Source organism: Sorangium sp. So ce367 (genome assembly GCF_051520455.1).
In the GTDB taxonomy this organism is placed as follows: domain Bacteria; phylum Myxococcota_A; class Polyangia; order Polyangiales; family Polyangiaceae; genus Sorangium; species Sorangium cellulosum_B.
Genome location: NZ_CP150334.1, coordinates 637,370 through 658,237 on the forward strand (window position 1 = coordinate 637,370; position 20,868 = coordinate 658,237).

Genomic DNA, 20,868 nt, shown 5'->3' on the forward strand with positions numbered 1-20,868 from the left:
CAGCCGAGCAGGATCGGGCGGCGGAGCGCGCCGCGCCGGAGGGCGAGGCGCAGCAGCGCCGCGAAGACGAGCGCGCCGGCGAGCGTGGCGGCGTAGGGGAGGGCGCGCAGCGCGGCCGCCGGGATCAGGGGGGCCTCCGTTCGGTCCGCATGCGGGGGAGCCGCAGTAAATCATCTTTGCGGGGGCCCGGGGACGCCGCTTCGGCGGGTGTGGCCGAGTGCCCCATCGGCGACGCCGTGGGGCGTCTCTGTCGGTGTCGAGCGGGTCTCATGGGGCGCTCCGGCGCATCGGAGCACCTTTCCATGTTTGTCAGGGATGGCACGCAGTCTGCTTGAGCGCGGGTCATGGGCGCGGCGAAACCGCGCAGCCGGGGCAGGAGAGATCATGTCGCGCATCGAGACCACGGACACCTGGAACGGTACGGGCAGCGGCGCGTTGGATCTCGACGAGGGCCTCGGCGAGCCCGCGGGCAGCGTGCACTACCAGGAGGGGGATCTCATCGCGGGCAAGTACCGCCTGGTCCGCAGGATCGGCGAGGGGGCGATGGGCACGGTCTGGATCGCGACGCACGTGGCGCTCGGGTCGGAGGTCGCGATCAAGCTGATGCGGCCCGAGCTCCGGTCGCCGGAGCTCGCGGAGTACTTCGTCCGCGAGGCGCGCGCCGCCGGCCGGCTGAACCACGCGGAGGTCGTCCGGATTTTCGACCTCGGCGAGACCGCGGCGGGGGACCCCTACCTGGTGATGGAGCTCATCGAGGGCGAGTCGCTGAGGAGCGCGCTCTCGCGCGAGGCGGCGATGACGCCGGAGCGGGCGATCGCGCTGCTCCTCCCGGTCGCGGGCGCGATGCACGCGGTGCACGAGAAGGGGGTCGTCCACCGCGACCTCAAGCCGGACAACGTGATGCTGGTGCGCCGCGGCGGCGGCCGATTCCAGCCGAAGATCGTCGATTTCGGCGTCGCGAAGATCGTCTCCGAGCGCGAGGAGAGCCAGGCGTCGGCGGCGTTCGAGGTCTTCGGCACTCCCGATTACATGCCGCCGGAGCAGGTGCTCGCCGTCCCTGACATCGATCGCCGCGCCGATGTCTGGGCGCTCTGCGCGATGCTGTACGAGCTCCTGTCGGGCCGGCCCCCGTTCTCGTCAAGGAACGCGCTGGACGGCTTGCGGGCGGTGCTGCAGGACGCGGTGCCGTCGCTCGCCGACACGTGCGGCCTCGACGCGGAGCTCTGGGCGATCGTGGAGCGCGGGCTGCGGAAGGAGCCGTCCTCGCGCTGGTCGAGCATGCGCGAGCTCGGCGAGGCGCTCGCCGCGTGGCTAAGGGCGCGGGGCGTCCTGGAGGACGCGCGCGGCGTGTCGCTTGCGGGGGAGTGGCTTCCTTGCGAGGAGCCCTGTGTGCCCGCGGCCAATGGCGCGACGCCGCGCGTATCCTGGGTGGAGGAGCGGAGCCGGCCGAGTCGCCGCTGGTCGTCGCGCCGCCGGGTGCACCGGGTGCACCGGGGCCGGCCTCACGGCGAGCAGACGGCCTGCCCTTGAGAGATCCCCCTGACGCGGTCGGCGTTCGCCTGGTGGCAGCGAGCGCGACGCGGATCGAGCGGCGGGAGTGACGGCGGTGTACGCTGGCGACAGGTCGCGCATGAACCTCGCCGAGAAGCTCGTCCGGTCCGCCACGCTCGCCGATCTCGACGAGCTGCCGCCCGGCTGGCGTGGCGAGATCATCGACGGCACGCTGTACGCCTTTCCGCGTCCCCGCTTCGTTCACGCGAACATCGAGGACCTGATCACGGCGGACCTCAAGAACCCCTACCAGCGGGGCAGGGGCGGTCCGGGAGGGTGGTGGATCCTCTCCGAGCCTGGCATCCAGATCGAGCGCGCGCCGGAGATATCGCCCGACGTCGCGGGCTGGCGCCGCGCGCGCATGCCCGCGGAACCCATCTCCCTCGTTCCCGACTGGTGCTGCGAGATCCTCTCGCCGCGCACGGCAGGCTACGACAACCTCGTGAAGCGCCGCTTCTACGCCGAGATCGGCGTGCCTCACCTCTGGTACGTGGATCCCGTCCGGCGGACGTTGCTGGTCAGCCAGCTCGAGAACGGGCGGTGGGTCGAGCTGGGGCTGCACGGACGAGACGAGAAGGTGCGCGCAGCGCCGTTCGAGGACGTCGAGATCGACCTGGCCGAATGGTGGGAAGGGCTCGACGAGGGCGAGGGCGAGGGCGACGCGCCCTGAGGCGCCGGCTCACCGAGGCGGACTGCGCTCGTCTCGTGGTCGAGCCGATCGGGCCATGGCGCCCGCCTGCGGCAGGTCAGGAGGCCGCGGCGGCCGCCCTGCCTCGATCCACCCGGACCGCCGCGAGCCAGCGCGCCGCTCACGGCCTGCCGTCCGCCGTGCGAGCGAGGGTCACCGCGAGGGCTGACCCGTGCGCAGCGGGCCACCTCGCGAGGTGGGCCAGAGCATGCAATTCGCCGCCGATCCCGGGATCGTGAAGACATCCATCCCATGCTCGAAGGTCTGCACGAAGACCTCGAGCTGGCCGTCTCCGTCGAGATCACCCACCGCCGGCGGGGCGGGCGCGCCGTTGCCGTTGCCGTTGCTGCCGGGGTTCGGCAGGGGCACGTCGTGCAGGACCGCGCCGTTCGCGCCGAGGATCACGAGGTTGCCGGAGTCGAGCACGTCGGGAGCGCCGTAGGTCGCCAGCAAGACCTCGGGTGATCCATCCTGATTCAGGTCGGCCACGGTGGCCTCGGTCGCGAACATGATCGATTTGCCGTGCATGTAGTTGTATCGCCACAGGAGCGACGCATCGGGGCCGAACGCATAGAGGTAGCCGTCGTTCATCGGGACGATGATCTCGGGCCGCGCGTCCCCCTGGAGGTTCACCGTCGTCGGCGAGGGCACGCCGTGCGGCGGGTAATAACCGTCGATTTCGAGCGGCCTCTCGCCGCGCGGGAGCGTCTCCCACCCGGGCTTGCGCATCGCCGATCGGCCGCCGTCGCCGTGCGCGCCCTCGAGCACCATCACCGCATACGCCTGCGTCTCGTAGGGCTCGTGCATCTCGACGTTTGGCACGCCGACGACTTCGTTTCGCCCGTCCCCGTCGAGATCGACCACGTTCGGCGGCGACGCGGTCCACTGCAGCCACTCGGCGGAGCTCGGGTGCGGCCACGTCCCGGTATGGAGATGGTAATGGTCGCCCTCCACCTCCGGATCCGCCCAGCGGATGAACTGGCCCCAGGTCAGCGGCTGGTCGGTGAACGCCTCGTCGCGATTCTTGAAATACGGCGCGGCGTCGATCGCCACGCCGTCGTGGTTGAACGCCTGGATGTGGTGGTTGTCGTACGTGGCCAGGATCTCGAGCTCCGGGTCGTCGTCGATGTCGCCGATGCCGACGTTGAGCCCATAACACCCGAACCCGGAGTGCCCCATGCCGTTGCGATCGGCGTCGTTCCCCGGGCCGCTCTGGCTGTTGTACCGAGGCCAGGCCGCGAAGGCGGCGCCCGCGGGTGCGGGTTGATAGAGCGACCCATCTGCGCTGAAGACGAAGACCTGCGCGCCGCCATCCTCGGTGGTCGCCGTCTGGGTCGTCGTCGCCACCACCTCGATGGTGCCGTCGCCGTCGAGATCCGCCGCGGCGAGCCCGCGCACCTCGGGGGCGCTGCCGGCCGTTGTGGTGTCCACCGGCCACCCGGCTTTCGGCGCGAGCCCGTCGTTCCATTCGAATGCGAAGACCTGATGACCGTTGCCATAAACGATGTCAATCGCGCCGTCGCCCTCGAGGTCGGCGACCACGTGCGGCGCGTAAACCCGGTCCTCGCCGGCCTCGGCGCGATCGATCTCCTTCCCGTTCGAGTCGAAGACGAAGAGCGCATAGTAAGCGGCGATGAGCTCGTTCCGACCGTCGCCGTCGAGGTCCATCACCACCGGCGACGCGTACCAGCTCGTCTGCCCGGGCAGGACCATCCGGTGCTCGGGCGCCCGCACCTCGCCGGCGCTCGTGCCCACCTCGCAGGTCGGGTTGCGCGTGCCGCCCGTGCTGCCCGTGCGGCCGCCGGCGCCGCTCGCGCCGCCCCCGATCTCGCCCCCGGCGCAGGCCGTCGCGAGCAGCGCGAGGAGCAACGCCGCGCTGCCGAAGGGCCCCGCACCCAGGCCGGTGCGCGCGGCCCATGGCAACGGGGGCGGGTGTCGAGGTCCGGTGGGGAACCCGCGATTGGGACGGCACGGGCGGCGCTGGGTAACCATGAGTCCTCCGGGGAATGTGCTCGCGGGCGACGCCCGCGGGCAGAAAAGGACAGGAGCCAAGCTCATCGAGATTACCAGGAACCTTCAGAGCCGTGGATACGAGAGTCCACCCGAGGGGAGCCTCGCGGGGTCGCCGTGAGGGTGGTTGTCCAGAGCAGGGTGTGGTTCGTCGTCCGGGGGTGAGTCTCGCCCGTCAAGCAGGGATTCGCGTGCATCGGCGAGCTCGCCGAGCACGCTGCGCTCCTGCACCCAGCGTGTTCACGACCGGTTCGGCACGCGCGTGAAATACCAGACGTCGAAGACCACGAAGCCGAGCGCGGCGAGCGCCAATAGCCACGTCCACTCGACGTGGGCGTCCGGCTGTCCCCCCGCGCTGGAGACGGCGACCTCGCCGCCTCCCTCCGCGAGGAGCGGCCTCGTCGTGAGGTCGCTCTCGGCGACGCTCGTGAGGTTCGCCGGCACGACGACGGACCCGGCCTGCGGTCCCTGCCAGGCGAGGCGGTAGAACCCGGCGCGGGGCGTCTCGGCGATCACCGCGACGCCGCCGCGCTGCGCGACCTCGAGCCGCTCGCCCGCGGGGCCGATGGCCTGGAGGTCCCGCGCGGTAGCCGGGACGCTCACGCGCAGCGGCTCGCCGGTGCGCGCGGGGCCGGTGATGCCGTGGGCGCGGTGGGCTCGCGCCTGCTCGAGCAGGTTGCGCACGAACAGCACGAACGACGCCTTGAGCGGCCAGTCGCTCTCGCCCACGTCGAAGCCGAGCAGCGTGCCGGTCCGCGAGGCGGTGGAGATGTCGGTCGCGATCGTGCCCTCCTGGGCGCGGATCAGCTCCTGCGTCGCCGCCTCCGGCTTGAGGGACGAGGCCACGCGGAGGTTCACGCCGTCCAGCGTCAGGAAGCGCAGCCGAGGATCCGCCGTGTCCCACGACGTGAGCGTGGGGCGATCGAGCGTCTGCCCGACGAGCGTGCCGGCGCAGCGCCCGGGCGGCGGGTTCACGATCAGCAGATCGCCCCCCGGAGGATCGGGCGGGCACGCGCCGTCGATCACCACGAACGTGTCGGGATCGAGCCCGGGCTTCCCGAGCAGATCCGCGAGCGCGCCCGAGGTCACCGAGGTCATCGGATCGGACGCGAGCGCCCGCTCGATCCAGACGGAGCCGCCCGAGGGCGCTCCCGGCTGCGCGCCCTGGGCGTCCCCGCCCTGGCCCATGCCGGCCGACGCGAGGAACACCGGGAGCTTGTCGCCGGCCGGCACGCGCCCGTAGGCGACGTCGTCGAGCGGCATCGCATCGCGCGGCGAGAGCTCGAAGACGAGCCCCTTGCGGTGGTCGCCGGGCGACGGGCGGAACGTGAGCACGACAGGGAGGCGCTCGCCCGGCTTGACCAGCACGCGCCGCGAGCCGAGCACGTCCGACGCGTTGTCCTGCCGCATCGTCACGTACACGTCGCGCGGCTGCGCCCCGAAGTTCGCGACCACGAGGAAGGCCTGCACCTCCTCGCGCTGCTCCGATGGCTTGCCGTCCGCGCCGCTCGCTCCCCCCACCGCGCTCCCGGAGCGCACGTCGACGCGGACGATGGCGGCGTTGTCGACCGGATCACCCACGGTGATGACCTCCACCGGCAGCGACGCGCCGCGCAGCGAGGCGGGGCGGGCGAGGTTGCCGTCGGTGATCGCGACGACCCGGCGGGCGCCGCCGAGCTGGCGGAGCCGGTCGATCCCGAGCGCCACCGCGGCCTCGAGATCGCCCTCGACGTCGCGCGCCGCGATGGGGTCGATCGCCGCCTTGAGCCGGACGAGATCGCGATCGAGCGCCGCGACGAGGCGCGCGTCGCGCCCCGCCTCGACGATCAGCGCGTCGCTGCCCGGGGCGAGGCCGGAGAGGAGGTCCCTGGCGAGCTGCTTCGCGAGCTCGACGCGCGTCGTCGCCTCGCCGGTCGGCCCTCGAGCGGCCGCGGACATCGAGGCGCTCGTGTCGAGGACGATCGCCACGTGATCGCCGGTGAGCTCGCGCCCGCGCGAGGCGGGGCGTGCGAGCGCGAGCGCGAGGAGGGCGAGCGCGAGCGCCTGCAGCACGAGCGGCAGCTGGGCGATGAGCTTCCTGAAGGGCGCGCGCGCCATGAGATCGCGCTGCGCGGCGGCCCAGAGCCACGTCGAGGGGACGCGCCGGCGGCTCCGCTTGATCTTGAGGATGTAGAGCAGGACGAGCGGGCCGAGCAGCGCGAGCAGCCACAGGCCGCCGGGCGAGAGCAGCGCGAGCGGGGCGCCTGCGGAGGCCTGTGCGAGCGGGGCGGTCACGTCAGTCGACGCTCCTCGCGACGAAGCGGCGGACGGCGCCCTCGAGCGGCTCGTCGCTCCGCGCTCGCACGTACGTCGCCCCGTGGCGGCGGGCGAAGGCGCGCAGCGCCTCGCACAGGCCGGCGAAGCGGGCCGCGTAGGCGGCGAGGGCCGCTGCGTCCAGCGTCACGTCGACGAGCGCCCCCGTCTCGGCGTCCTCGAGCGTCAGGTCGCCCTCGAAGCTCGGCTCGAGCTCGTCGGCGGCGACGACCTGGAGGGCCGCGACGTCGTGGCCGGCCTGCGCCGCGCGCCCGAGCGCGGCGGTGACCGGGCCGGGGTCGAAGAAGTCGGAGACGACGCAGAGGAGGCCCGGCCGCGCGCTCTGCCGCACGACGGCGTCGATGGCGCGCGCGAGGTGCGTCCCGCCGGAGGCCCTCACGCCGTCGAGGGCGCGGAGGAGCGCGGCGAGCCCCGCGCGCCCGCGCACCGGCGCGTGCTCGCGCGCGATGCCGTCGCCCGCCACGAAGAGCTGCGCGCGCTCGGAGCGCGCGAGCGACATGTACCCGATCGCGGCCGCGAGCCGGCGGGCCGCGTCGAGCTTCGTGGGCTCCCCGAAGTCGAGGGACGCCGACGCGTCGCACACGATGCGGGCGACGACGTCCTCCTCGGCGCGGAACAGCTTGAGCACCGGCTCCCCGGTGCGGGCGTACGCGGCCCAGTCGATGCGCCGCATGTCGTCGCCGGGCGCGTACGCCCGGTGCTCCTTGAACTCGGCCGAGCCGCCGCGGCGCCGCGCGAGGTGCTCGCCGGCGCCGCCGGAGCGGGCGCGGATCTCGAGCCGCCGCTGGAGCACCTCGAGCTCGCGGACGAAGCTCGCGCCGAGGAGCGGCTCGGGGGACGAGGGGAGCATCGGAGGGGAGTAGACCTCGGCGCGGTCGGGGGTGCCAGCGGGGTCGCGGAGGAGCGGCGGCCCGCGCTCGGCAGGGGCGCCGGCCGCGCCCGGTTCGTCGTCGTTCCGCGTCGCTCCGCGGCGTCGAGACAGACCGCCACGGTGGGGCAGGGCACCCCACCCGCGTTCGTCGTGGCCGACGGGCCCCGTCAGAAGGCGCGCCGCGGCTCCGTGGCTCGCTTTATGCGAGCCAGCGCTGTGGTTCAGCTGTCGTGCGCCGGCCTGGCCGGTAGAGCCGCCGAGCGCCCGTACCGATGTGTCACCCGAAAGGAGGCACCGTGAAGGCCCTGGTTTTCCACAAACCCTCGGACGTCCGCGTCGAGGACGTCCCGGATCCCCGGATCGAAGAGCCCACCGACGTCATCGTGCGCGTCACCGCGACCGCGATCTGCGGCTCGGATCTGCACATCTACAACGGCTTCTTCCCCCAGGCGAAGCCCATGGTGCTCGGCCATGAGTTCATGGGCATCGTCGAGGAGATCGGCCCGCAGGTCACGAAGCTGCGGAAGGGCGACAGGGTCGTTGTCCCGTTCCCCATCGCGTGCGGGCGTTGCTTCTTCTGTCAGGCGGAGCTGCCCGGCCATTGCGAGAGCTCCAACCCCAAGCACTACGGCCCCGAGGGCGGCACGCTCGAGGGCAAGGGCGGCGCCCTCTTCGGGTACACGGACCTCTACGGCGGTTACAACGGCGGCCAGGCCGAGTACGTGCGCGTCCCTTACGCCGACTTCGGGCCACGGAGGGTGCCTGAGCGCCTCACCGACGAGCAGGTCCTCTTCACGACCGACATCCTCCCCACCGGGTGGACGGCCATCGAGTGGGCCGAGCTCAAGGGTGGAGAGACGGTCGCCGTGTTCGGATGCGGGCCTGTCGGCCTCGCGACCATGAAGTGCGCCTGGCTCCGCGGCGCGGCGCGCGTCATCGGCGTCGATCGGGAAGAGTACCGCCTGAAGACAGCCCGCGAGGTCGCCAAGGCCGAGACCGTCAACGTCGACAAGGTCGACGCTGTCGAGGCGATCCGCGCGATGACGGGCGGGCGCGGCGCGGACGTGTGCGTCGACGCGGTCGGGATGGAAGCGCACCGCGGCCTCCTCGAGAAGGCCTCCAGCGCCCTTCACGGCCAGGTCGGGACGATATCGGCCCTCCGGCTCGCCCTGAGCGCCGTGCGCCGGGGCGGGGTCGTGCCGGTCGTGGGGGTCTACGGCGTGCCCTACGACAACTTCCCGCTGGGCCAGGTCTTCGACAAGGGCCTGAGGCTCCAGGCCGGCCAGGCGCTGGCGCACAACTACATCGACCGGATCCTCAAGCACATCGAGGACGGTCACCTCCGGGCGGACGACATCATCACCCACCGCCTGCCGCTCTCGCGCGCCCCGCACGCCTACGAGATCTTCAACAAGAAGCTCGACGACTGCGTCAAGGTCGTCCTCAAGCCCTGACGCAGGGCGCGGATCACCCCTCCAGCGCTCGTCCGGCGCGCCGTCATGCGCCCTCCGCCCTTCGAACACCGCCATCACGCCCTCTTGTCGACGCGCGATGCTCCGCCGGTCGATCCCACGCTCGGGAGCGGCCACGCGCTCGGGCGCCGCGGCCACGCGAACCAGGGCCCGCCGCAGCCCTGACGCCTGACACCGGCGTCAGGGGCGCGAGGCCTCGTTGCTGTGTAATTGGTTGAATTGATGTTTGTTTGTTCAGGGTATGGCGCTTGCTTGGGGCCGGACCTCGGCGAGCGCTCCGCTCGCTTGCTCAGCCACCCGCGATGGCCTCTGATCGCACGGAAGGAGAGCTCCCGATGGCTCGAGATCTGCGCTCAACTCGAACGCTCCTTCACCCCTTATGGTTGGGAGCCCTGGCGCTCCTCGTCCTCAACGATCACGCCCTCAAGGGCTCTGGCGTGCTCCCTGGGTGGTTGACCGGGAAGCTCAGCGACTTCGCGGGGCTCCTGGTCGCGCCCGCGGTCCTCGCCTCGCTGCTCCGCGTGACCTCGCGCCGCGGATTCCTCGGCGCGCACGTCGTCATCGGCGTCGTCTTCTCGGCCATCAAGCTCGCTCCGGAGGCCGCCCGCGCGGTCGAGGGGCTGATGGCGCTCACGCCGCTCCCGTGGCGGATCACCGTCGACCCGACGGACCTCATCGCGCTGCCGGTCCTCCTCGCCTCGTACCGCGTGCTCGGCGAGGCGATGGCGCGGCCGGCGCCCGCGCGCCCGGTCGCGCACCGCCTGGCGCTGATGGCGGGCAGCCTGTCCTGCGTGGCCACGAGCTACGACCCGCCTCCGTGCGGCGAGGCCGAGGGGTGCGCGCCGCCGCAGCCGCAGGAGCTCGCGTCGCTCGTGATCGGCAACACGACCGGGACCGAGCAGCTCATCCGCGTGCGGCGCCTCCGGGAGTCGGTGCGGGTCGATTGCGGCGTCGTGCTCGACGACGCGACGAGCGCCCTCTCGCGCGATCTGTTCGCGAACGCCGAGACCTGGCTCATCGCGCCCGGCCGCGCGCTCCCGCTGGGCAACGCGGGGTGCGATGCCTACTTGATCGACGCTGACGGGCTGCCGCTCACGCTCCTCGCGTGGTCCGCTGCGGAGTTTCCGGAGCAGGAGGTCGTCACATCGACGGAGAACCCGCAGCCGGATCGGATGATCACGCTGCAGCGCGCCGGGGCCAGGCTCGAGCTCGCCGAGCACCCGGCGATCTTCCCGGCGCCGCCCATCGAAACGCCGGCTCCCGCGGGCGCATGCGGCGCCTCGGCCAATCGAAGCGGGCTCGACTGGACCGTGCCCGTCTCCAGAGCAGGGGTCCTCACCGGCGTGACGTCGTCGCCGGACGGGTGCCACGCCCTCGCGCTCGATCGCGGCGAGACCTTCTTCCTCTGCGCCCCTGCCGAGGCGATCCCGTTCAGCGAGGGCGACGTCCTCCATGTGAGCGCCGTCGCGATCGACGGCGGCAGGTACCCCGAGCTCCTGCAGGACCAGCTGGCGTTCGCGCGCGGCCTCCACATCGAGAGCGAGACGCACGCGGTGCTCGCGCTGCGCGGCAACGTGCTCGCCCGCTGGTCGATGGTCGGCCGGCAGCCGGCCGCCCATTTCACGGCCGATCTCTCGCCGCTCGCGGCCTGCGGCGGGTTCCACGACGCGTGCGGCAGCCTCGTCGAGCCGCTCGAGGCGTCGCTGCTCGGCGACGGCGTCTCCGGGGTCGTCTCGCTGCGGCCCGGCGAGAGCGCGGCGCTCGCCGAGGGCGCCGGCGCGCTCTTCCTCGTGCGCGCCGACGACATGCCGGTGCGCGACGCGGAGTGCTTCACCGTCCCCGTCGATCAACCCCGCCTGCTCGAGTCGGTCTTGGTCGCCGCCGCCGCGGCGCCGTAGGAGGTCACGCCATGAAGATCCGAATGCATGAGGTCCTCGCGCTCGGCGCCGCCGCTGCGCTCGGCGCGGCCGGCTGCGCGTCCTCGGACCGCGAATCCGGCGGCATCACCTTCCCCCCGGACCCCCCCGGGTCCCCGTCCCCGGGCAGCGTGGGCGTCTCCCAGGGCGGCGCGCAGGACTTCGGCCTGTTCCGGCAGATCCTCGAGGACGGCGAGATCCCTGGGCCGGACACGCTCGACGACGTCGGCTTCTTCGCCGAGCACAAGCTCGATTACCCGGCCGCGACCTGCGGCGAGGACGTGTGCATGCACGGGCTGCTCGGGATCATGGGCAACATGATCAGCGGCTCGCCCTGCACGCTCATCCAGATCGGGATGAACTCGCCCGTGGACCTCGGCGCGCTCGAGCGGCCGCCGCTGCACCTCGTCATCGCCGTCGACACGAGCGGCTCGATGGAAGGCGACCCGATCGCCTATGTCAGGGCGGGGCTCGTCGAGATGATCGACGCCCTCCAGCCGACCGACCGGATCTCGCTCGTCCGCTACGCGGACGCGGCCGAGGTCGTCCTCGAGCAGGCGGAGGGCTCGGACAGGGAGGCGCTCACGGAGGCGTTCGAGGGCCTGACCGCGCGGGGGTCGACCAACCTGTACGAGGGGCTCTTCACCGCGTATGCGCTCGCCGAGCAGCACCTCGATCCGGCCTGGCAGAACCGCGTGATCTTCCTGTCCGACGGCGTGGCCACGGCCGGGCTCACCTCGCCTCAGCGGCTCGTGTCGCTCGCGGCCGGGTACGCGGAGAAGGGGATCGGCCTCACGGCCATCGGCGTCGGGGCCGAGTTCGACGTCGACGCGATGCGCGGGATCAGCGAGGTCGGCGCGGGCAACTTCTACTTCCTCGAGGACCCGAAGGCGGTGGAGGAGGTCTTCGCCGAGGAGGTGAAGACGTTCCTCGTGCCCCTGGCGCTCGACGTGGAGCTCGACGTCGCCGTGGGCGACGGTTACGTCGTGCGCGGCGCGTACGGCACGAACGGCTGGCAAGGCGGCGAGCGCGGCGGCGCCGTGCACATACCGAGCCTCTTCCTCGCCGGCCGGACGAGCGCCGCGGAGCCCGTCGGCTCCGGCCGGCGCGGCGGCGGAGGCGCCATCCTGCTCGAGCTCGTGCCGAAGCCCGACCAGCAAGGCGTCGAGGACCCGCGCGCCGTGGGCAGCCTCGCGCTGTCGTGGCGGCACCCGCTGACGGGCGAGGCGCACGCGCAGGAGGTCGACATCGAGGCGCCGAGCGCGCCCGACGCGCCGCCCGAGGCCGGCTATTTCTCCGGTGACACCGTCGAGAAGGGCTTCGTGATGTTGAACCTCTTCGCCGGGTTCAAGCTCGCCGCCCAGCTCGCCGCGGACGCCGACCCCCGCACCGCGCGGCGCACGCTCGAGGCGCTGCGGCCGAACGTCGAGGCGTGGCTCGCGGATCATCCGGACCCCGACGTCGAGGACGACCTGCGCTACGTCGATCTGTTCATCGAGAACCTCATCACGGCGGAGGCGAACGTGCAGCCCTACACGCCGGCGGATCCGCCGAACCCCTGGCCCGCCGATTGAGCCCCGCGCGCCGCGCGCCAGGTGACGGCGAGGCGCGCTAGTGACACCAGCGCGCCTCGCCCGTGACCCCCATTCCCGTCGATGCCCCTCAACACGCGTCTCGACGTCTCCACGTCTCCACATGCGCTACGCGTGTACGCGTGCCCGCGTACACAACAACGCGTCCCGTGCGCCGCAAACGTGCGCCGCGGCGATGTCGCTTCCTCGCGGCGATCGCCTTGTGTAGGATCGAATTTTCCCGGCCGTCGAGGAGGAGAGTGCACCTATGCGAAGATCCATGTGGTTCGGGCTGGCGAGCATCACCGTCTGTCTCACGGCCGCTCTCCCGGCGAGCGCGGGTGTCCCGGAGTGCGGCAACATTCGCTTCGAGGGCCTGTCGAACTGCGAGGTGCGCGTCACGGGCGAGTGCACCGCGGGCTGCAGCGAGCTCGGGATCTACAAGACCGCGTGCGCCACGAAGCTCGTACCGGTCTGCAAGACGGAGTGCACCCTCGCGGCGGAGGCGACCTGCACGGACAGCTGCACCGAGCAGTGCAGCGCGGACTGCGACAGGGGCATCAATGTCATCTGCTCCCACAACTGCTTCGTCGAGTGCACCACCACGCGGGACGACGAGTGCCGTGGCGCCGTCGACGCCGCCCAGTGCGCCGCGACGTGGGACGCGAACTGCGACAGCGAGTGCGGCGCCAAGTGCGTGACGGTGGATGGCGGCTGCTACCAGCACTGCATCGAGTGCTGCGGGGGCTCGTGCACGGCGGACGCGAACATGGACTGCCAGACCACGTGTCAGAACGAGGAGTTCGAGGACTGCGAGCACGAGTTCCGCGCGAACTGCGACGCTTCCTGCAGCGGAGACGGCGCGCTCTTCTGCGATGGGAAGTTCATCATCTCCGGATCGCAGATCCCGGCGTGCGTGAACGCGCTTCTCGCGCAGGGCATCAGCGTGGAGGCCAAGGCGGAGGTCACCATCGGTCCAGACGGCATCGACGGGAACCTCGCAGCTGGCATGTGCGCCGCCAGGCCTGCGAGCAAGGCCTCCCTCACCGCGCCGCTCGCGGTGTTCGCCGCGGCGGCAGGCTGGCTTGCGCGGCGCCGCAAGCGCTCATCGCGCACTTCGGGCTGAGCGTCCCCAGGTGAGCGTGCGGCCGACCCACGAGGCGCTGCTCGCGCTGCTCCTCCTGTGCTCCGCGGGCTGTGCGGGCGAGGCGGCTGACGCGCTCGTGGTGATCGGCCTCACCACGGATATGGCGGTTGGCTTCCAGTTCGATCACATCGAGACGACCACGAAGGTGGATGGCGTCGTCACGGGCACCGAGCGTCTCTCGTATGGCGGGGGAGAGCTGTCGCTCCCGGCCGAGCTCGTGGTCGGGCCAGCGCCCGACGGCGCGGAGATCGAGCTGTCCATCGCGGCGTTCCGCGACGGCGAGGCCTCTCCCATCGTGACGCGGAGGGGCGCGACCCGCGCGGCTGGCGGGCGGAGTCTGCTCCTGCCCATCTCGCTCGACGAGGCGTGCTGCGCGACCCCCTGCGCGGCGAGCGCGACCTGCGCGGCGGGGGCGTGCGTCGAGCCCTTCATCGCCCCCTCCGCCCTCACCGACTACGACCCGCTGTGGATCGCGTCGGCGAGCGATGCGTGCAAGACGCCAAGCTCTGGCGACCCCGCGGTCGTGATCGGGCAGGGGGAAAGCGTGTTCGCTTCGCTGGAGCCTGGCGAGGTGGTGCCGATCGAGGCGGGCCCTCAAGGAGGCCATCACGTGTGGCTCGCGCTGCGCGTGACCGGCCTCCGACAGATGGGCTCGCGCCTGACCGTGGAGGGGTACTTCCCCGAGCTGGAGTTCGAGCTCCTTCCCTTCACCGCCCAGGTCACGATGCACAAGGCCGGGGAGGACCGCTGCGAGATCGATGGCGTGCGCTTTCAGGTGGACCGGGGGCTCCCGGTCGAGGCCGTCCGGGGGCAACCGCTCGATATCGAGGTTGCCCTGGAGGACCCGAACGGCGACGTCGCGATGGCCGCGCAGCGGGTCGTCATCTCTCCCTGACTCGTCACCTGTCGGAGCGGCCTCATGAGGGGGCCGACTCCGGTTCCGGATCGACGTGCCCCCTTCGCGAGGGGGCGCCGGCACGTCGCGACCGCTCAGGGGCGGCCCTCGAGGCTGTCCGTTTTGGTCCTGGCTCGGCCGAGCACCCCTCGTACGATGACGCCAGCGCGTCGCGACCTCCGTCGCGCCGCCGCGGCCGCCGCCAGGCACGCGGCGGAAACGGCGCCGGCCTGGCCCTCCTCCGCGCCGCCGGTACGACAGCCGCAGCCCGCTCCGCCCGGCCGCGCTCCGCCAGAAGGCGGCGCCCCGCCTGCTGGTCCGTCGGGCGCTCCGCCTACACCCGCGGCGCTCGTCTGGCCGCCGCCGCTTGCCGCCGCTGCGCCGGCGCCGGTCGCGCCGGTCGCGACGGCGTTCGTGCCGCTGCCGGCCGCGGGTAAACCGGCGTCCGGCGTGCAGTCCCGGTGGCCCGTCATCAGCGCGATCCTCGGCCAGTCCGCCGGGCAGACCGCTCCGACCGCGGTGCTCGCCGCGCACTCCAGAGGGCCACGAATGCACCCCTGCTGGAGCAGCGGTTCGAACGTCGCGCCGCCGTCGAGCGAGCGGCCGATCGTGAAGCCGTCCAGGAACTCGCTCGCGCACGCGTAGAGGCCCGAATCCGTCCAGGCGAAGCAGCGCGGCGCGACGCTCGAGACCCGCTCGAAGGCCAGCGTCGACGAGGGCGCGCGGAAGACGCCGTCGATGTCGCTGCCCACCGCCACCGTCGCGCCGTCCGGCGAGATCGCGAACGCGCGCACGAAGCCCTCGGTCGTGAACACCGGCGCGAACGCCGCCCCGCCGTCCGTCGAGACGAACAGGCGCCCCGGCGCGCTCGCGATCCGCACGTACAGCACGTCGGCGTCGAGCGGATCGACCCCCGCGATGTAAGGCTCGCGCGACGTCGTGCTCCCCGGCACCGCCGCGGTCTGCCACGTCTCCCCGCCGTCGGCCGAGCGCGCGAGCACCCCCTTGACGGAGCCGCCCTCGCTCGCGAGGCCGCTCACGTAGACCCGCCGCGGATCCGACGGCGCGACGTCGACCGTCCGGGCCACAAAGCCCGCGGGGAGCGGCGCCCCCGCGCCGGTCCAGCTCGCGCCGCCGTCGCGCGACGCCCAGAGGCCGTGCCTGGTCCCCGCGGCCACCGCGACGACGTGCGACGGATCGCCCTGCCGGACCGAGAGATCGATCACCTCCCGCCCGGCGAGCTCGGCGGCGCGCGCCCAGGCGCAGCCGCCGTCGGCGCCGACCGCGATGCCGTCGGTCAACGCGGCGAACACCCGGCCGCTCGCCGCCGCCGCGATGGGCGGGGATTGACCGGCCGTGTCGTCGTACCCGACCGCGCCCTCGCAGATCCAGCGCCAGCTCGCGCCCCCGTCTCGCGTGGTCAGCAGGCCGTACGTCATCCGGGCGACGGCGCGCGCTGGATCCGCCGGGTCGAACACGATCTGGTCCGCCGAGGGAAAGACGCCGTTCGCGGCCGCAGGGGAGGGGAGCGCCATGGCGACGAGCGCGACGGCGCGCGGCACGGCGGCGAGCGCGGCGGCGCGCGCCGGGCGAGAGCTCGGCCTCACGGCGCGCTGGGGAGACGATCGCATCAAGGGATCCATCGTACCGCGGCGCGCGCCGAGAACCGCCCACGCGCCCTCCGCGCCCCGCTACACTCGCCGCAATGCCGGAGCGCATCGTCGTGTCCTTTCGAGGTACTGCGGCCCTCTCGCAGCCAGACAGCACGGACGCGGTCGCGCCGTGGCCCGGCCGCCGCGGCGCGGCGCGGGCGCCCGCGCCGCCGTCGCGCCAGAAGGGCGCCGCGCGCGCCGCCGGCGGCGCCGCGCGCGCCACGGGCGGCGCCGCGCGCGGCGAGGAGAGCTACCTCGCGAGGGCGCTCGCGCTGAAGAAGCGCGCCGAGGCGCTCGGCGCCACCCTGTGCGCCTGGAGCGCCCAGACCTTCTCGTTCGAGTTCACCCCCGACGACGTCGAGGAGGCCGTGCTGCTCGCCGCGCTCGCCGCGGAGGACGCGTCGGTGCACCCCGACGCGCGCTTCGCGGTCGGCATCGCGCGGGGCGAGATGACCTACGTCGGCGAGGCGGGGCGCTTCACCGCGCTGTCCTGGGGACAGCCGCTGCTCGTCGCCGTCATGCTCGCCCGCGTCGCGCTCCCCGGCGACGTGCTCCTCGATCCGGCGCTCCCCGCCGTGCTCTCGGGCGAGCTCATGACCCTCGGCGCCCACCGCGGCATCGACGGCGCGCGCCGGGTGCGCGGCCTCCGCCTCGACGCGCAGCAGCCGCTGCGCAGGCAGGTCGCCGAGAGCGTGGCGCGCCTGTGCAAGCCGCCGCTCATCGGCCGCGACGCCGAGCTCGCCGAGCTCGCCGTGCCCCCCGGCTCCCTCGCGATCGTCCGGGCCGAGCCCGGCGCCGGCGGCACGCGGCTGCTCCTCGAGCTGGAGCGGCTGCTCGCGCCGTCGCGGAGCCTCTTCGTCGCGCCGATCGGGGCCTCGCGCGAGCCGTTCGGCGCGCTCCGGCGCGCCCTCGCGCGCGCGGCGCTCCGCGCCGAGAAGAGCCGCGCCCGCGCGCCGGTGCTCCCGGATCGGCTGAAGCCCGCGCTCGCGCGGCTCCTCGCCGGCGAGGGCGTCGAGCCGAGGATCGCCGCCGAGGTGCTCGCCGTGTGGCTCGCCCCGTCCGACGTCCGCGTCGGCCTGCTCGCCGTCGACGACGCCTCCGAGGTCGACGCCGCGAGCCTCGACGCGATCGCCCTCGCCCTCTCGCCGGGCGGCGGCCCGCGCGCCGTCGCCCGGCTCGGGCGCTCGGATCCGCTCCCCGCGCCGCTCACCGCGCTCACCCCCGCCGCCACGGTCACGCTGGGGCCGCTCCCCGCGCCGGGCGCGCAGGATCTCGTCCGCCGCCTCCTCGACGGCTGCATCGACGAGGCGGGCGCGCGCCGCTGGGCCGCGCGCGCGCCCGCGTTCCCGCTGGCCGTGCGCGAGCTCCTCTGCGAGGCGCTGGAGAGCGGCGCGCTGCGCTGGATCGGCAGGAGCGTCGGGCCGCGCCGGCGCAGCGCCGGGCGGGGCAGGCCCCCGCGCACGATGACCGGCGCCGAGCTCGCCGCGCCCCCCGCGCTCCGCTCGATCGAGGGCCGGCTGCGCCTTCTCGCGATCGGCCAGCGCACGGTGCTCACCGCGCTCGCGACCCTCGGCGGGGACGCGTCGGACGCGGCGATCGACGCGCTGTGCGACGGCACCGGCGCCCCGAAGGTGGCCGCGGTCCAGGCGGCGCTGCTCGGCGCCGGCTGGGTCTTCCGGCCGGAGCCTGGCTGGCTGCGGCTCTCCTCGCGCACGCTGCGCGACGCCCTGCTCGCGGGCGTCCCGCCGGGCGAGCGCGCCGCGTGGCACCTGGCCGCGGCGCGGGTCGTCGAGGATCACGCCAGCGTGCTCGGCCTCGCCGACGCCGCGTGGCACGCCGCGAAGGCGGGCGATCGGCGCTCCGCGGCCGATCTCGCCGGGCGCGCCGGGCGCGCGGCCGGCGACGCGCTGCTCGAGGGCGCGGCCGCGGAGCTGCTCGCGTTCGCCGACGAGCAGGAGACCGCGAGAGATCACCGCGACGAGGCGCCGGACAGCTCGTCGAGCCAGCCGCCCACCCACCGCACGCCCATCGAGGTGGTCGGCGACGCGCCGGAGCCGCAGCGCGCGGCGCCGGCGCCGGTCGGCGAGCGCTCCCGCCCCGGCGCGCCCGCGGCGCAGCCGGACGACCCGCCTACGGACTTTCCCGACGCGACCTCCCCGGACGTCGGCCTTCCGTGCGGCGACGCCTCCGACGATCTGCTCGCGAAGACCACGGAGTCGCCCGTCATGTCGATGAACGACATCGCGCTCCGCCTCGCCGAGCTGGCCAAGCAGGCGCTCGTCCAGGGCGACCTCCGCACGCTCGAGCGGCTCGTGGGCGAGCTCCGCCGCACCGGCGAGCACCTCGATCTGGCGGAGCGCATGACCGGCCTGATCTCGCTCGGGCGCGGCGCGAAGGAGGAGGCGCTCCGGCGCTTCCGGATCGCCGCGGAGGCCGACGCGTCGCCTTCGCAGCGGGCCCGGGCGCTGCTCGCCTACGGCGTCGCGCTGGCCGCCGCGGGCCGCACGGAGGGCGCGCTCCTCGAGGCGCTGAGCGCCCTCGCGCGCGCCCGCGAGGCCGAGGATGCCCACGGCGAGCAGGCGTGCGCGCAGTTCCTGGCGCAGCTCGCGGCCGCGACCGGGCACGAGGAGGCGGCCCGCGCGTGGGCGCAGGTGGCGCGCCTCGCCGGCGCGGCGCCCCCCTCGTGACGGCGCATTGACAGCGTCGTCGCGGCTGTCCATACCGCCGGCCATGTCGTCCCGAGAGCCCTCCGGCGCGCGCCGGGTCGCCGCGCTCCTCGCGCTGGCGCTCTCGCTCGGCGCGATCGCCGGCGTCGCGTACCAGCGCTACGCCGCGGTGCACCTGCGCGCCCTCCCGAGGGTCCCGAGCTGCGTCCGCGGGGCGCGGGTGGCGCTGCGCAAGCCGGTCGCGGCGTCCGGCACGGAGCCGCGCCAGACGGCGTCGGGCGAGACGGTCTACCTCACGCCTGGGGAAGATCGCGCCGTCGCCTGCGCCTTGCAGCTCGACGAGGCGCTCGCTCGGCACCTCGCCGGAGCGCTGGCCGAGCAGGCGCCGGCGCAGCGCGCCGCCCGGATGAGCGAGCTCGTGCGCGACCGCGTGCCGGCCGACCCGGCCCACGATCGCGCCGCGTCTGCGGCGTACATGATGGCCTCCGCGGCCCTGCGGGGCCTGCCAGACGACGTCCCCGAGGTCCGCGCCGCCGCGGAGGAGCTCGATCGGCATCACGCCTGCCGCTTCGACACGCGCCGCCCCTGTCCGACGCGCCCGCCGCTGCCGGCGCTCGTCTGGCTCACCGGCGTCCCGGCGGCGCTGAGCCTGCTCGGGCTGCTCTGGATCGGCCTCGCCGCGAGCGCCGCCCGCTACAGGCGCTGGACGGCGCGCCGGGGCCGCTGATCGCCCGGGCTCGCGCGCGTCGCGCGCCTCCGCCTCTGCGATTGCCTCAGTCGATCGCCTCGACGCGGAAGCTCGACTGGACGAGGCGGCGGGGCCGGGCCCCGATGTCGGCGACGTCGAACCCGAAGCCCGCGCCCTGGTGGTGGATCCCGCCCGACGTGGCGCCGCTCGGCATCTGCACCGACGAGCTCACCGTGACGTAGACCTTCGCCCCCTTGGTGAACGCGGCGGTCATCGCGAGCACGCGCCCGGCGAGCTGCGCCGCCGCCTCGCGCGCCACCCGCGCCCAGAGCGCCGCCGCTCCGGCCGTCGACGACAGCGCGCGCACCCCGAGCACCGCGCCGGCGCCGCTCAGCTGCACCTCGAACACCGCGCGCGCCGTCGCGGGCGTCTCGGCGCTGCGCACCGCCTCCGCCACCACGGACGCGACCGTGCCGGCGGCGGGCAGATCCAGCCCCAGCGTCTTGTCCCGATCGCGCATCGCCTCGCGCAGCAGCTCGCCCGCCCTGTCCGCCGAGACCTCGCGCGGCGCGGCCGGCGCGGTCGGCGCCGGCGCCGGCGGCGCGCGATCCGGCAGAACGCCGGGCAGCTGCCACACCGGCGCCCCCCCGAGGCCGGCGACCCCGCGCGGCGCCTCGGCGGTCGGCGGCCCGTCGTACTCGCTCGACGGCGCGGGGGCCGGAGGCGCCACGGGACCCTCCCGCGGCTCGACCGGCGCCTCCGTCGGCGCTTGTGGATCGAGCGGCCGCCGCTCGCGGCGCGCCGTCCGGCCGAGGACCGGCTCCGCCTCGCGCGGCCGTGCCTCGTCCGCCGTGCGCGGCGGGGGCGTGCGCGCCTCGTCCTGCTCCGGCCCACGCGGCGCGACGGGCTCTATCTCGATCTCCACCTCGCGGCGCGCGCCGCTCGAGCGGGCCTCGAGCACCGGCCCCGGGGCGCCCGCGATCCGCGCGAGCAGCGGGATGGCGGCATGGAGCAGCGTCGCTGCGAGCAGGAAGCGGACCTCGCGGGAGAGCAAGCGCCGAGCACCTTGGTGGGTGCCGGACAGGGGCGCAAGTGCGCGTTTCGTCGCCGGCGTGCTCACGTCCCCACTCGCGCGCACCAGCGCAGCCCGGGGCACACCCCTCCCGCTCCCTCGCTTTGCGGCCCGACAGGCTCACCCACGCGTGTTCCAGCAGGGGACAGGGTATTACGGCCACGCTTAAATATGCGCGTACGGAACGGTTGTCGCTTGAGCTGGAGACCGTACTGGTCGATGCTCCGCGTGCCGCGACGCCTTCCGGGCTCACGGCAGGAGCAGAAACGCAGCGCGCTGCCGCCATGCGGCGCGCTCACGGAACAGACGCAGCGCCTGGCAAACCAGGGCTCGGCGCTACATCCCCGTTGTAAGGG

Annotated in this window: 14 protein-coding genes; 9 read left to right on the top strand and 5 right to left on the bottom strand. The window is 74.0% G+C overall.

Going from position 1 to position 20,868, the window contains the following annotated elements; all coding sequences use genetic code 11:
* Positions 1 to 384 precede the first annotated feature (384 nt).
* Together WME97_RS02435 and WME97_RS02440 are read left to right on the top strand one after the other, a co-directional pair.
* A complete protein-coding gene (locus WME97_RS02435; RefSeq protein WP_437549178.1) occupies positions 385 to 1,530 on the top strand; it encodes a serine/threonine-protein kinase in 1,146 nt (381 codons plus the stop codon).
* Between the two features lie 100 nt (positions 1,531 to 1,630).
* Positions 1,631 to 2,221 (top strand): Uma2 family endonuclease, encoded by a 591-nt coding sequence (locus WME97_RS02440; protein ID WP_437549180.1) that lies wholly within the window; start codon positions 1,631 to 1,633, stop codon positions 2,219 to 2,221.
* 171 nt (positions 2,222 to 2,392) lie between these two features.
* Here the strand turns inward: WME97_RS02440 and WME97_RS02445 are convergent, their stop codons facing one another.
* The 3 genes from WME97_RS02445 to WME97_RS02455 form a co-directional block, all read right to left on the bottom strand.
* The gene (locus tag WME97_RS02445; protein WP_437549182.1) at positions 2,393 to 4,231 is read right to left on the bottom strand and encodes an FG-GAP repeat domain-containing protein; all 1,839 of its coding nucleotides are present in this window, start codon (positions 4,229 to 4,231) and stop codon (positions 2,393 to 2,395) included.
* 258 nt (positions 4,232 to 4,489) lie between these two features.
* Complete coding sequence (locus tag WME97_RS02450) at positions 4,490 to 6,523, bottom strand: vWA domain-containing protein (RefSeq protein ID WP_437549184.1); 2,034 nt, start codon at positions 6,521 to 6,523, stop codon at positions 4,490 to 4,492.
* Position 6,524: 1 nt separating this feature from the next.
* On the bottom strand, positions 6,525 to 7,412 hold the full coding sequence (locus WME97_RS02455; RefSeq protein WP_437549186.1) for a DUF58 domain-containing protein: 888 nt from the start codon (positions 7,410 to 7,412) through the stop codon (positions 6,525 to 6,527).
* A 317-nt stretch (positions 7,413 to 7,729) separates the two neighbouring features.
* Between WME97_RS02455 and WME97_RS02460 the strand changes: the two genes are divergently transcribed.
* The 5 genes from WME97_RS02460 to WME97_RS02480 all read left to right on the top strand — a co-directional run bounded on the left by WME97_RS02460 (position 7,730) and on the right by WME97_RS02480 (position 14,434).
* Entirely contained in the window at positions 7,730 to 8,887 is a 1,158-nt protein-coding gene (locus WME97_RS02460; RefSeq protein ID WP_437549188.1) for a zinc-dependent alcohol dehydrogenase, read from the top strand.
* Positions 8,888 to 9,288: 401 nt separating this feature from the next.
* A complete protein-coding gene (locus WME97_RS02465) occupies positions 9,289 to 10,803 on the top strand; it encodes a hypothetical protein (RefSeq protein WP_437549189.1) in 1,515 nt (504 codons plus the stop codon).
* A gap of 11 nt (positions 10,804 to 10,814) precedes the next feature.
* Positions 10,815 to 12,395 (top strand): vWA domain-containing protein, encoded by a 1,581-nt coding sequence (locus WME97_RS02470; protein WP_437549191.1) that lies wholly within the window; start codon positions 10,815 to 10,817, stop codon positions 12,393 to 12,395.
* Positions 12,396 to 12,660: 265 nt separating this feature from the next.
* Positions 12,661 to 13,518, top strand: a complete 858-nt coding sequence (locus tag WME97_RS02475; protein ID WP_437549193.1) for a hypothetical protein — start codon at positions 12,661 to 12,663, stop codon at positions 13,516 to 13,518.
* Between the two features lie 10 nt (positions 13,519 to 13,528).
* Entirely contained in the window at positions 13,529 to 14,434 is a 906-nt protein-coding gene (locus tag WME97_RS02480; RefSeq protein ID WP_437549195.1) for a hypothetical protein, read from the top strand.
* Between the two features lie 95 nt (positions 14,435 to 14,529).
* Here WME97_RS02480 and WME97_RS02485 read toward each other — a convergent pair whose 3' ends face one another.
* Entirely contained in the window at positions 14,530 to 16,065 is a 1,536-nt protein-coding gene (locus WME97_RS02485; protein WP_437549196.1) for a WD40/YVTN/BNR-like repeat-containing protein, read from the bottom strand.
* A 74-nt stretch (positions 16,066 to 16,139) separates the two neighbouring features.
* Between WME97_RS02485 and WME97_RS02490 the strand changes: the two genes are divergently transcribed.
* Entirely contained in the window at positions 16,140 to 18,773 is a 2,634-nt protein-coding gene (locus WME97_RS02490) for a hypothetical protein (protein WP_437549198.1), read from the top strand.
* Between the two features lie 43 nt (positions 18,774 to 18,816).
* Positions 18,817 to 19,479 carry a hypothetical protein gene (locus WME97_RS02495; protein WP_437549200.1) on the top strand — a complete coding sequence of 221 codons (663 nt, stop codon included), beginning with the start codon at positions 18,817 to 18,819 and terminating at the stop codon, positions 19,477 to 19,479.
* A 46-nt stretch (positions 19,480 to 19,525) separates the two neighbouring features.
* On the opposite strand, the gene WME97_RS02500 is transcribed toward WME97_RS02495, so the two are convergent.
* A complete protein-coding gene (locus WME97_RS02500; RefSeq protein ID WP_437549202.1) occupies positions 19,526 to 20,494 on the bottom strand; it encodes a hypothetical protein in 969 nt (322 codons plus the stop codon).
* Positions 20,495 to 20,868 lie beyond the last annotated feature (374 nt).